General features: G+C 61.2%; 9 protein-coding genes. 6 read left to right on the top strand and 3 right to left on the bottom strand.

Annotated features, from left to right (window positions below):
- The coding region (locus CI41S_RS29700; RefSeq protein WP_139862759.1) for a transposase at positions 1-281 on the top strand (281 nt) is incomplete at its 5' end.
- Between the two features lie 304 nt (positions 282-585).
- Here CI41S_RS29700 and CI41S_RS29695 read toward each other — a convergent pair.
- The gene (locus tag CI41S_RS29695) at positions 586-891 is read right to left on the bottom strand and encodes an ETC complex I subunit (protein WP_139862758.1); all 306 of its coding nucleotides are present in this window, start codon (positions 889-891) and stop codon (positions 586-588) included.
- 238 nt (positions 892-1,129) lie between these two features.
- Here CI41S_RS29695 and CI41S_RS29690 point away from each other — a divergent pair, with 238 nt between their 5' ends.
- Positions 1,130-2,293 (top strand): OpgC domain-containing protein, encoded by a 1,164-nt coding sequence (locus CI41S_RS29690; RefSeq protein WP_139862757.1) that lies wholly within the window; start codon positions 1,130-1,132, stop codon positions 2,291-2,293.
- 3 nt (positions 2,294-2,296) lie between these two features.
- Here CI41S_RS29690 and CI41S_RS29685 read toward each other — a convergent pair whose 3' ends face one another.
- Entirely contained in the window at positions 2,297-4,117 is a 1,821-nt protein-coding gene (locus tag CI41S_RS29685; protein ID WP_139862756.1) for a carbamoyltransferase family protein, read from the bottom strand.
- A 370-nt stretch (positions 4,118-4,487) separates the two neighbouring features.
- Here CI41S_RS29685 and CI41S_RS29680 point away from each other — a divergent pair, with 370 nt between their 5' ends.
- On the top strand, positions 4,488-4,772 hold the full coding sequence (locus tag CI41S_RS29680; protein WP_244622300.1) for a hypothetical protein: 285 nt from the start codon (positions 4,488-4,490) through the stop codon (positions 4,770-4,772).
- A 317-nt stretch (positions 4,773-5,089) separates the two neighbouring features.
- Here the strand turns inward: CI41S_RS29680 and CI41S_RS29675 are convergent, their stop codons facing one another.
- A complete protein-coding gene (locus CI41S_RS29675) occupies positions 5,090-5,860 on the bottom strand; it encodes a cyclase family protein (RefSeq protein ID WP_139862755.1) in 771 nt (256 codons plus the stop codon).
- A 422-nt stretch (positions 5,861-6,282) separates the two neighbouring features.
- Here CI41S_RS29675 and CI41S_RS29670 point away from each other — a divergent pair, with 422 nt between their 5' ends.
- The 3 genes from CI41S_RS29670 to CI41S_RS29660 all read left to right on the top strand — a co-directional run bounded on the left by CI41S_RS29670 (position 6,283) and on the right by CI41S_RS29660 (position 13,352).
- A complete protein-coding gene (locus CI41S_RS29670) occupies positions 6,283-8,325 on the top strand; it encodes a calcium-binding protein (protein WP_139862754.1) in 2,043 nt (680 codons plus the stop codon).
- A 150-nt stretch (positions 8,326-8,475) separates the two neighbouring features.
- Positions 8,476-10,719, top strand: coding sequence for a beta strand repeat-containing protein (locus CI41S_RS45055; protein ID WP_139862753.1), 2,244 nt, complete (start codon positions 8,476-8,478; stop codon positions 10,717-10,719).
- A gap of 152 nt (positions 10,720-10,871) precedes the next feature.
- The gene (locus CI41S_RS29660) at positions 10,872-13,352 is read left to right on the top strand and encodes a beta strand repeat-containing protein (protein ID WP_139862752.1); all 2,481 of its coding nucleotides are present in this window, start codon (positions 10,872-10,874) and stop codon (positions 13,350-13,352) included.
- Positions 13,353-13,422 lie beyond the last annotated feature (70 nt).

The raw sequence follows: 13,422 nt of genomic DNA, 5'->3' as shown, positions 1-13,422 counted from the left end.
CCGGCAAAGATCACGGCACCGGGGGCAAGCATCGCCCAGGCCGCATCTCCAAGCAGGGCGATCGCGTGCTGCGCGCGCTCTTCATCAACGGCGCCAGCGCCCATCTGCGGCAGCAGAAGGCGCGCGGCGTCAGCGATCCATGGCTGCGTGATTTGCTGGCGCGGCGGCCCTACAAGGTCGCCATGGTGGCCTTCGCCGCCAAGACCGCGCGCATCATCTGGGCCATGCTGGTCAAAGGAGAACCTTACCGCGACCGCGCGAGCGCGCCGGCTGCTGCCTAGTCGAGGGGCGACAGCCGCCGCGCTCGCGCTCATTCCTATCGGAAGGGCAATCAAGGTGTGATGGCAAATGGTCAGGAAACCGGGATCGAAACACTCCGCCACGTCATCGCGCGTCACAGCGCGCCGCAATGATTGGAATTCGATCAGCGATCTCCATCAGGGCCCGCGGTCAATGGCCGCATCTCGAGGCCGTATACATGACCGCTCCCCGATCCGCTTGCCGAAACATCAAGAAAGCCCTTGCCGACAGGGGGCCGTCCATACATGACGGGGTGGGAGTCCTCAGGACCCTAAGGGGTCGGACTCAGTGGGTCCACGGCTCCCAGCGGCGAAATGCAAAATTGTCGGCGTAGGCGATCTGGCGGTGCGCGGAGTCCTTTGGCTCGATCACCTGATAGGCGATGCCCCTGCGCTCGCAATAGGCCACCGCCTCCTCCTTGGTGTCGAAGCGCAGCGTGAGCTGCTGCTTCATGTCGCCGGACGAGGTCCAGCCCATCAAGGGCTCCACGGCGCGCGGCTGCTCGGGTTCGTAGTCCAGTTGCCATTCCCTGGTCTTGGCGCGTCCCGATTGCATCGCGTTTTTGGCCGGCTTAAAAATGCGTGCGGTCATGGATGGTCGAGCCTCGTGGGATATGCGACATGGGAACGATTGGAGGAAAACCGCCGGGATAGTATAGAAACACCGCTCAGTGATGTGATCGGTGATTCCTCGATCTCGGAGGCAGCCTTCGCCGGACCGGTATAGTCATTCTACCGCGCTGTGACAATCTGGCCCCGGGCTCTCCTTTGGAACGCCTCGGGCCCGCAGCGCGGCCTGCTCGACAGCGTCACCTCGAGGAAGCGGCCCCATGGAAATCCACGCCACCCTGCCCGAAAAAGGACGTGACCTCCGGCTCGACCTGTTCCGCGGGATCGCGAACTGGGCGATCTATCTCGATCACATCCCCGACAATGTCGTGAACTGGATCACGACCCGGAATTACGGGTTCAGCGACGCTGCCGACCTGTTCGTCTTCATCTCCGGTTACACCGCCTCGTTCGTCTATGCCCGCATGATGCTGGAGCGCGGCTTCGTCGTCGGCGCCACGCGGCTGACCAAGCGGGTCTGGCAGCTCTATGTCGCCCACATCATCCTGTTCGTGATCTACATCGCCTCGATCAGCTACCTGGCACTGCGGTTCGGCGATTCCGAGATCATCAACGAGTTCAACGTCGCGGGGCTCGTCGACAACGCCACCGAGACGCTGCGCCAGGGCCTGTTTCTGAAGTTCAAGCCGGTCAACCTCGACGTGCTGCCGCTCTACATCGTGCTGATGGGCCTGTTCCCGCCGGTGCTGTGGTTCATGCTGCGACGGCCGAACTGGACCATGCTGGCCTCGATCGCGCTGTGGCTGGTGTCGCGGCACATGGGCTGGAACCTGGCGGCCTATCCGGCCGGCACCTGGTACTTCAATCCGTTCGCCTGGCAGGTGCTGTTCGTGTTCGGCTCCTGGTGCGCGATGGGCGGTGCGCGCAAGAACATGCACATCATCAATTCGCCCTACACCCTGTGGTTCTGCATCGCCTACATGATCTTCGCGCTGATCATGACGATGGCCGGCCGCTTCCCGGACTTCGGTGCGCTGTTCCCGGACTGGCTCTATTCGGCGTTCAACCCGAACGACAAGACCAACCTTGCGCCCTACCGCTTCCTGCACTTCGTGGTGATCACCGTGCTGGTGATCCGCTTCATCCCGAAGGACTGGGCGGCGCTGGAATGGAAGGTGTTCGATCCCTTGATCGTCTGCGGCCAGCAGTCGCTCGCGGTGTTCTGCGTCGGCGTGTTCCTGTCCTTTGTCGGCCATTTCGAGCTCTCGATGAGCTCGGGCTCGCTGTTCGCGCAGATCTTCGTGTCGATCTCCGGCATCGCGATCATGACCATCGTGGCCTATTACATCTCCTGGTCGAAGCGGCAGGACAAGCCGATCAAGCCGCCGGCGCCGAAGCCGGCGGCCCCCGCCAAGGCGAGCTAAGGATTAGCCGCCCCGGCTGCCGTTCTGCGTGGTCGAGGCGACGATGGTCGCGACGTCGCCGAAGGTGGTCATGACCGGCGCCACCACCTTGTGCATCCGCGTCTTCGTCACCAGCGTGTCGTGCATCACGAGGGTGTCGATGCCGGTGGTGAGGAAACAGCTCACCGCGTCCTGCGGCGTCTCGATGATCGGCTCGCCCTTGACGTTGAACGAGGTGTTGATCAGCACCGGCACGCCGGTCAGCGCCTCGAACTCCTTGAGCAGACGATAGAGCATCGGGTTGGTGTCGTCGCGCACGCTCTGCACCCGCGCCGAGCCGTCGACATGGACGATCGCCGGAATTTTGTCGCGCCATTCAGGGCGCACTGGCTTGGCGATCAGCATGAACGGCGAGTCCTCCTCGCCTTCAAAAATCTCCTTCATGCGTTCGGCCAGCACGATCGGCGCGAACGGGCGGAATGCCTGGCGGTGCTTGACCCGGCTGTTGAGGATGTCCTTCATCTCGGCCTTGCGCGGATCGGCGATCAGGCTGCGATTGCCGAGCGCGCGCGGCCCGAACTCCGACGGTCCCTGAAACCAGCCGATCACGCGCTGCTCGGCGAGCAGCTTTGCGGTGTCGCGGCAGATGTTGTCGCTGCGTTTGGCCTCGACCTGGATGCGCACCAGGAAATCCTTCAGCGCGGCAGCCACCTCGGCGTCGCTGTAGGGCCGGCCGACATAGGCGTGCTCCATCACGAAGCAGCGCTGCCGTTTCAGGATTTCCAGCCAGCCGTAATACGCGCAGCCGATCGCGATGCCGTCGTCGCCGGCGGCGGGCTGGATCCAGACATTGTCAAAGCCGGCCTCGCGCGCGACGCGGCCGTTGGCGACGCAGTTGAGCGCGACGCCGCCGGCGATGCAGAGGTTCTTCGCGCCCGTGGTCTCGCGCAGCCAGCGCGCCCGCGCCAAGAGCACGTTCTCGGTGTCGTCCTGCACCCGCCAGGCGATGTCCTCCCAGTGCCGCATCGCTGGGCTCTTGTCCCAGCTACCGCTGTCGAGCAGGTAAGGCTGGCGGTTCGCCTCGCTCCAGAACGGCACGTGCAGCCTGCCGTCGGTCATCTCGAGCAGGTGGCCGACCTGCTCGCGGCGGCCATAGGGTGCCAGCCCCATCAGCTCGCCGCACTTGTTCCAGTCGCCGAACACGTAGGTCGAGACGCGGCTGTACAGCGCGCCCAGCCCCGGCATGTTGTAGAACTCGTCCGAGAGCAGGCCGCGCGCCGGCTCCATCCAGACCTTCTTCAGGCATTCGAGTTTGGCGTCGTCGAAGCTGTAGTAGCTCTCGGACTCGCGCGCCAGCGGGCTGCCGGCCTCGTCGGATGGATACGGCTCCATCGCGTCGGCCCGATAGCTGCCGACGCCGTCGACCACCATCACGACGCCGTCCTTGAACGGCGACACCGCGAACGCGCTGTAGGCATGCGCGAGGTGATGCGAGATCGACACCACCTTGTCGGACTTGGCGCCAAACAGCGGATGCTTCTCCGCCTCGTTGCGCTCGGCGAACGACAGGAAGCCCGGCATGTCCTGATGCGCCAGCCGCTCCTCCATGTCGGGCACCGGCAGGATGTAGCTGTTGCGCACCACGAGATCGACGTCGTCGAGCGTGATGCCCTCGGCCTCGAGGCAATAGTCGATCACCTCCTTGTAGAAGCCGGAGGCGTGCTTCTCGCGGGTGATGCGCTCCTTGGCGATGGCAAAGGCGATCGCCCCGTCGCGCAGCAGGCAGGCGCTGACGTCATGGTCGTAGGTGTTGAGACCAAGCACGTAGGTGTGTTGTTTCGGCATGGGGACTCTTCGGAGGGACTGCTTTCAACGCTCTGGGATTACGATGGTGTCGACTTCCAGTTCTCGATCCGCACGCGCCGCCGCCCGCCGTCTCGGCTTCTGCGGTGCACAAATCGATTAACCTATAGATCAAGATGAACAGAATGAACGGCCGATGAACAGCAAGATGAACGCAACTCCATGATCTTCCATCACAATCAGGACTGTAACTTGACCTTATCTGTTCGTCTCAATAGAGTCGCGAAAGCTCGCAAGAACCTTCGTGAAAATATTGTCTTGGCGCGTGCGAACCGAATGCCGGTCTGGCGCGTCTAAGCGAGACAACCATCATCAGTTTCTGATGTTTGGAAGTGACCTGGAGATGTTCAGAATGACTAAACGCTACAATATCCTGACTCGTTGCCTCGCAGCAGTCGCTTTGTTGTTCGTCTATGTCGCCAGCACCTCCGCCATTCTGGTGGGTGCAACCACCTCGCCGGCTCAAGCCTATCGCGGACGCGGCGGCTGGGGTTATCGCGGCGGCGGCTGGGGTTATCGCGGCCGCGGCTATGGCTATCGCGGTTATGGCTATCGCGGCGGATATGGATATGGATACGGAGTGGTCGGTCCGCGTTGCTGGTGGACCCCGCGCGGCGTTCGCGTTTGCCGCTGGTAACAGCCGCCCGTTCCACGCAAGTCATATTGCAAGGGTTGGTCAGGTGCGTCGGTGACGGCGCACCTGATTTTTTTGGCGCGAGGCAGGCCCGGGCAAGAAAGAGCCCCGGACGACGCCGGGGCTCACAGTCCGCGGGAGAGACCTTCGCAGATCATGCGCTGCTGACGCGCCAGCCGCCGCACGACTACGGCGTGTATGAGATCACATTTGGCTGCCTGAGGCTGTGGCCTCGCCGCAACAATCCACCGTTATGAAAGGCCCGCAGCACGGTGCTGTGACCGGCACCGGGCCCAGTCACCCAGAGCTGGCATCCAAGCCTAGCCATCGAGGATCGCGACCGCCCGTGTCCACCCTGCCGACGCCCGCTCGATCTTCACCGGGAAGCAGGACACCATGAAGCCGGTCGAAGGCAGCTGCTCCAGATTGTGCAGCTTCTCGATGTGGCAATAGCCGATGTGCCGGCCGGCCTTGTGGCCCTCCCAGATCAGGCTGGCGTCGCGGGTCTCGGCATACTTCTTCGCGGTGAAGACGAACGGCGCGTCCCAACTCCAGCCGTCGATGCCGGTGAGCCGCACGCCGCGCTCGAGCAGATACATGGTCGCCTCGTAGCCCATGCCGCAGCCGGAGTTGACGTAATCCGGGCGGCCGTATTTGGCGCTGGTGTTGACGACGACGATCTCGAGCGGCGACAGCGTGTGGCCGATGCGCTTCAGCTCGGCCTCGACATCAGCGGCGGTCGCGACGTAACCGTCGGGCAGATGGCGGAAGTCGAGCTTCACGCCGGGCTGAAAGCACCACTCCAGCGGCACCTCGTCGATGGTCCAGGCGCGCTCGCCGCGGTTCATGGTCGGATGGAAATGCCAGGGGGCATCGAGATGCGTGCCGTTGTGGGTGGAGAGCGAAACCTGCTCGACCGCCCAGCCCTGCCCGTCCGGCAGATCCTCGGCCTTCAATCCGTCGAAGAACTGCAGCATGCGCGGCAGACCTTGCTGGTGGTCGATGTACTGGATGGTCGGATGATTGCCGGGCGGATCGGCCGGCACGTCATTCTGCAGGGGAACGGAGATGTCGATCAGTCTGCGCGTCATGGTGCTGCTCGCGGATTGTTCTTGTGAGGCCGTGCTATTGGCGTCGCTTTGCCGGTCCATCCTACCCCATTCTCGCCGGATCCTGGCACATCGAGAACACCCCGCCTGGCAGTGGGACGTTGCTTTCACCTCGCATTACGATAGAAGTTCCCAAAAGGGACGTGCGCGTTGCGTTGCCTCTTGTCCCGATCTTTTTCTCATTCCAACGAAGCCCGCGCCAGTTGATCTCTGTCGCATGTCGGCTGGGCGCGCTAAGTCTCGGACCACGCCCCATCCCAATTTATCGCCACAACCATGGCGTGCAGGGCTTCTCGAGTCCGCTTGGCCGCTCTGTTCCACGTTGACGGCTGCAAGCACCCCGCGTTACCTTAACGATGTTTTAACCACTGCTATTTCACGCGATTTTTTATGGGAGATAAGTAATGCCCTTCATTCAAGGCACCAGTTCGACCCAAGTCAGCCAAATCACCCAAATTTCCCAAGGCGAAAACGACGGTTCGATCCTCTCTGCCAACAACGCGCTTGCACGCTTCCAGGATGGCGCCATTGTTCAGGCCAACGGTTTCATCGGCGACGGTCCATACGGCACGACGTCGGGCGACTTCGACTATTATGTTATCGCGATCCCGACCAACAGCACGATCCAGGTCGATATCGACGCATACAGGCTGGGCTCGAGCCTGGATCCGTTTCTGCGGTTGATGGATGCAGCCGGCAACGTGGTCGCCAGCAGCGACGACAACGATCTGAATGATTCCTTTTTTACCTACACGAACGTCAACCAACCTGGAAACTTCTATCTTCAAGTCGCCGCGTTCAACAACATTCAGGCGAATGCCTTTGATCCATCGTCGGGGAACGGCGCCACCAGCACCGGTGAATATCGGCTCTTTATCGGTGAAGCGCTGCAGGGAAGCCCGCTGCCCATTGCCTATGGTACGGACAATCCCGAGACGTTGAACGCGACGGCCCCCAACGGAAGTGTGCTCGATGGGTTGCAGGGCGACGATACCCTGAACGGCCTCGGTGGAAATGACACCTTCATATGGATGGGGGGCAACAGCATTTTCGGTGCGGTCAGCGACGGCAACGATACCTTCAATGGCGCGGGCGGCACCGACAACGCCGACATCACCGGCTCCAACCTCGGCGATCATCTCTACCTGCGATCCGTGGCCGGCGTCGCCAAGCTGGATATCAGCAACTCCACCTATTTCAACACCCTGACATTCAATTCGATCGAAAGCATCGATATCCATGGCCGCGCAGGCAACGACAGCCTGACTGTCGGCGATCTGACCGGCACCGGCGTCACCGGCACCGTGACCTATTTTGCCGACGGCGATCAGAACTACCTCGACGCGCAGCTCACAACGAACAACATGAGGGTGTTCGGCGGCACGGGTAACGACACCTACACCACCGGGGCCGGCAACGACCACTTCTACGGCAGCGACGGGAATGACTATTACAACGGTCTCGGCGGCACCAACGAGGTCGATTACTCCAGGTACACGCGCGACCTTCATATCGACCTGAGCAACAAGGGCACCCAGGACACCGGCGCGGCCGGCATCGATACCCTGGTGAACATCCAGACCCTGGACGGCGGCAGCGGCTTCGACACCCTGATCGGCGACACCAATTCCAACTACCTGATCGGTTTCGGTGGCAACGATACGCTGATCGGCGGCGCCGGCGCGGCCAATACGCTGCAAGGCGGCACCGGCGACGACCACTACATCGTCCAGGCGGCCGGAGATTCAGTGATCGAATTCGCCAATCAAGGCACCGACCTGGTCGAGACGGCTCTTGGGTCGTTCACCCTGTCGGCGAACGTCGAAAACCTGACCCACACCGGAAGCGCCGATTTCACCGGCGTCGGCAACAACCTGAACAACGTGATGATCGGCGGCACCGGCAACGACTATCTGGTCGGCGCTGGGGGCAACGATACCCTGATCGACGGCTCGGGCCTCAACACCCTGCAGGGTGGAACGGGCGACGACATCTACGCCGTGCAATCGAACGCCGACACCGTGTTCGAATTTGCCAATGAAGGCATCGACGAGGTCCAGACCTTCCTGACCTCGTACACGCTCTCTCCCAACGTCGAAAAGCTGACCTTCATCGGTTCACCGTCGCACACCGGGACCGGGAACGTGCTCAACAACACGTTCACCGGCGCATCGGGCGACGACACCTTCACCGGCGCGGGAGGCAATGACACCTACAACTATCGCACGGCGGGCAACGGGTTCGACACCATCAACGACTTCAACGCCGACAATGCCAACGCGGCCGAGCACGACCACATCGATCTGACGGGGCGCGGGCTCAACTTCGGCTCGCTGGCGCTCACCAGCGTCACCGGCGGCGTGGTGGTCGGCATCCCCGGCGGCGATGCCGTCCTGCTCAAGGGCGTCCTGATCGGCCAGCTCGACGCGGGAGATTTCCTGTTCTGAGTTGCTGCACCAATCGTTGCCCGTCCTCACGGACGGGCAACGGCCGGGCATCACGCGCGAAAGAACTTCTGGATCAGGCCTAGCGGGCGGGCTCGCGCCCCGGCCACGACTTGCCCGTCTCGGGTACAATTTCATCGGAAGTGAACTAGCATGGCTCTGATTCAAGGAACCGACAATCCCGAAACCCTCAACGGCACCTCGGACAACGATACGATCATCGGACTGAAGGGTAATGATACGCTGAACGGTCTCGGCGGCGACGACCTGTTCGTTTGGTCAAGCGGCAATGACGCGGATGCCGCGACCGGCAACGCCGCCTCAGGCAAATACTATGCGAACGTCGCAGGCGACGGTGCAGATTCCGTCAACGGCGGCGATGGCAGCGACACGTTCCAGGCCAACATTCCTTTCTATGAAGTATACGAAATCGATCACTACAGGGAAAACATCGAAAAGGCGCGGATCGGAATCGATGCTAACGGCCACGTGGTTTTTGAGACCTACAGTCTTTATCAAGAGCTGGTCGTCGGTACTCATTCTCAACGTTTTTACATTACGTCAGAATCTCACCTCAATAGAACAGTCCTCACATCCATCGAGCATTTGCAAATTGTCGGAGGTACCGCGGACGCACCGGCGGGGTTCGGCGACGTCGTCTGGCCGCCGGACTACAGCTTTTCGACAAACGATAATTTCGTGTTGCCCAATCTGACGGGGACCGGCGTCCAGGACGTTTATTTCGACGGCGGTTCCGGGAACGATGTTTTCGACGCAACCTTCGCCTCGGTGCCGATCGTTGCGTTTGGCGGCACCGGCAACGATATCTTGAAGGGAGGAAGCAGCGCCAACACCCTGGCCGGCGGCAGCGGCGACGACGTTTACTTCGTCAACAAGACCACCGACACCATCACCGAGCTGCCCGGCGAGGGCAACGACGCGGTCTTCGCCACCTCGTCCAGCTATACGCTTTCAGCCAACGTCGAGAACCTGTTCTATTTGGGCACGCAGAGTTTTACCGGCATCGGCAGTGCCGCCGACAACTGGATTCAGGGCGGCGTGGGCAGCGACTATCTGATCGGGCTCGCTGGCAACGATACGCTCTACGACGGCGGCAGCTCGCCGGATGCCCTGCAGGGCGGCACCGGCGACGACACCTACGTCGTCGAGGCGGCCGGTGACAATCTGATCGAATTTGCGGGCGAAGGTCACGACAGGGTGCTGACCACCATCGCCAGCTTCACGCTCGGTGCAAACCTCGAGGACCTCAAATATTCCGGCAACCAAAACTTCACCGGCATCGGCAATGAGCTCGACAACACCATTGAGGGTAGCAACGGCAGTGATGTTCTGTACGGCTTGGGCGGCTTCAATGTCCTGATTGGCGAATACGGCAACGATACAGCCGACTATTCGGCAGCGCCGGGAGCGATATCGGTGAATCTGTCGAGTGGCCAGGGCCAGAACGGCTTTGGCAGGACCGATACGTTTTTCAGCATCGAGAACATCATCGGCTCCGGCAACGATGACACCATCATCGGCAATTCCGGCAACAACACGCTGAACGGCGGCGGCGGAGGCGATACGCTGGTCGGCGGCGATGGCAACGACACGCTGATCGGCGGGGCCGGAGCGGCCAACACCATGCAGGGCGGCGCCGGAAACGACACCTACATCGTGCAGGCCGTGGGCGATTCGATCATCGAATTCGCCAATGAAGGCACCGATCAGGTGCAGACCGGGCTCGGGTTTCTGATTCTGGCGTCGAATGTCGAAAATCTCACCCATACCGGCAGCAACGATTTCATCGGAATCGGCAACGAGCTGAACAATCTGATCATCGGCGGCACCGGCAACGATTATCTGGTCGGCGGCGCGGGTAACGACACCCTGATCGACGGCTCGGGCCTCAACACCCTCCAAGGCGGCACCGGCGACGACATCTACGCCGTGCAGTCGAATGCGGACACCGTGTTCGAGTTCGCCAATGAAGGCATCGACGAGGTGCAGACCTTCCTCGCCTCCTACACCCTCTCGCCGAACGTCGAGAAGCTGACCTTCATCGGCGCGACGTCGCACACCGGCACGGGAAACAATCTCGCCAACACCTTCACCGGCGGCGCCGGCAACGACACCTTCACCGGCGCCGGGGGCAACGACATTTACAACTATCGCGCGGCGGGGAATGGCTTCGACACGATCAACGACTTCAACGCCGACAATGCCAACGCGGCGGAGCACGACGTCATCGATCTGACGGGACGCGGCCTTAACTTCGGAGCGCTGGCGATCACCAGCGTCAACGGCGACGTAATGGTCGGCATCCCCGGTGGCGACATCGTCCTGCTCAAGGGCGTCCAGGTTGGGCAGCTCGATGCGGGAGATTTCTTGTTCTGAAACTCACGGAGGGAGAGTCTCAGGGTTGAGCCTCTCCCGCTATCTGGGCCTGCTTGGAGCGCAATCTGACGTTCCAAACTTGGTCGTCAGGGTTAGCTGACGCTGCCTTGGTCGCAATAGAGACACGGGCGCAATTGGGAGGGTAATTTTTCATGGCTTTGATTCAGGGAACCGCCGGTCAGGACACTCTCAACGGCACCCCGGACGACGATACGATTATCGGACTGAAGGACAATGATACGCTTAACGGTCTCGGCGGCGACGACCTGTTCGTTTGGTCGAGCGGCGGTGACGCGACTGCCGGGACTGGCAGTGTTGCCTCAGAAACATACGATGCGAACGTCAGAGGCGACGGCGCAGATACCGTAAATGGCGGCGATGGCAGCGACACGTTCCAGGTCAACATTCCATTTTATGAAGACGCCTACCAAACAGAACAGTGGGGGCCTTACTTCCTTGACGGCCTTGAAAAGGCTCGCATCGCGATCGACAGTCACGGCCAGCTTGTTTTCGATACCTATACCCTTTTTCAAACAAACCTCGTCCCTATTCCCCTTCCGCAGACCCACTCGCCCGAAGAAACGCGCCTCACAAGAACAGTTCTTACATCTATCGAACATTTGCAAATTGTCGGAGGTACCGCAGACGCGCCGGCGGCGTTCACCGACGACTACCGGCGTTTGACCTACAGCTTTTCGACAAACGATAATTTCGTGCTGCCCAATCTGGCGGGCACCGGCGTTCAGGACGTGTCCTTCGACGGAGGCTCCGGCAACGACATTTTCGACGCAACGCTTGCTGGCGTAGCGATCGTTGCGCACGGCGGGTCCGGCAATGACACGTTGAAGGGAGGAGATGGCCTCAATACCTTGGTGGGCGGCACCGGCGACGACACTTACTATGTCAAGAATGCCGCCGACATCATCACCGAACTATCCGGCGAGGGTAACGACGCGGTCTTCACAAGCTCCTCCAGCTTTACGCTCTCCGCAAACGTCGAGAACCTGTTCTATTCGGGTACGCAGAGCTTCACCGGCATCGGCAATGCCGAGAGCAATTGGATCCAGGGCGGCCCGGGAAGCGACTACCTCATCGGCCTCGATGGCAACGATTATCTGCTCGGCTCCGCCGGCGCGCCTGACACTTTGCAGGGCGGGACCGGAGATGACGTCTACTTTGTCAACAACACCGCCGATACCGTGATCGAAATGCCCGGCGACGGCAACGACGCTGTGTTCGCAAGCTCGTCCAGATTTACGCTCCCGGCAAACGTCGAGAACCTGTTCTATTCGGGCACACAGAGTTTCACTGGCATCGGCAATGCCGAGAACAACTGGATCCAGGGCGGCCCGGGAAGCGACTATCTTATCGGCCTCGATGGCGACGATTATCTGCTCGGCTCCGCCGGCGCGCCTGATACCTTGCAGGGCGGCACCGGAGATGACGTCTACTTTGTCAACAACACCGCCGATACCGTGATCGAAATGCCCGGCGAAGGCAACGACGCTGTGTTCGCAAGCTCGTCCAGATTTACGCTCCAGGCAAACGTGGAGAACCTGTTCTATTCGGGCACGCAGAGTTTCACCGGCGTCGGCAATGCCGGAGATAACTGGATCCAGGGCGGTAGCGGCAACGATTTTCTGACTGGCGCCGGCGGCAACAATGTCTTGAACGGTGCCGGCGGCAGCGATACCGCCGACTATTCCGCGGCGCCGGGGGCAATCTCGATCGACCTCTCGACCGGCCACGGCCAAAACGGCTATGGCGGAACGGATACCTACATCAGCATCGAAAACATTATCGGATCGAACAACGCCGACACCGTCATCGGCGATTCCGGCAATAACACGCTGAACGGTGGCGCCGGAGCCGCCAACACCATGCAGGGTGGTGCCGGCAACGATACCTACATCGTGCAGGCCGTGGGCGATTCGATCACCGAGTTCGCCAATGAAGGCACCGATCAGGTGCAGACCGGGCTCGGGTTTCTGGTTCTGGCGGCGAATGTCGAAAATCTCACCCATATCGGCAGCAACGATTTCACCGGCATCGGCAACGAACTCAACAATCTCATCATCGGCGGCACCGGCAACGACTATCTGGTCGGCGGCGCGGGTAACGACACTCTGATCGACGGCGCGGGCCTCAACACTCTCCAAGGCGGCACCGGCGACGACATCTACGCCGTGCAATCGAATGCGGACACGGTATTCGAGTTCGCCAATGAAGGCATCGACGAGGTGCAGACGTTCCTCGCCTCCTACACGCTCTCGCCGAACGTCGAGAAGCTGACCTTCATCGGCGCGACGTCGCACACCGGGACAGGCAACAACCTCGCCAACACCTTCACCGGTGGCGCGGGCAACGACACCTTCACCGGTGCCGGCGGCAACGACATTTACAACTATCGCGCGGCGGGGAATGGCTTCGACACGATCAACGACTTCAATCCCGACAATGCCGACGCGACCGAGCACGACGTCATCGATCTGACTGGACGCGGCCTTAACTTCGGAGCGCTGACGTTCACCAGCGTGAACGGCGACGTCATGGTCGGTATCCCCGGTGGTGACACCGTTCTGCTCAAGGGCGTCCAGGTTGGGCAGCTCGATGCGGGAGATTTTCTGTTCTGAAACTCACGGAGGGAGAGACTCAGTGTTGAGCCTCTCCCGCTATCTCAGTCGTAATTGAGACACGGGCGCA

Source organism: Bradyrhizobium ivorense (assembly GCF_900696085.1).
GTDB classification, from domain to species: domain Bacteria; phylum Pseudomonadota; class Alphaproteobacteria; order Rhizobiales; family Xanthobacteraceae; genus Bradyrhizobium; species Bradyrhizobium ivorense.
Note: the sequence above shows the minus strand (reverse complement) of the source record. Positions and strands in the feature narration are given on the sequence as shown.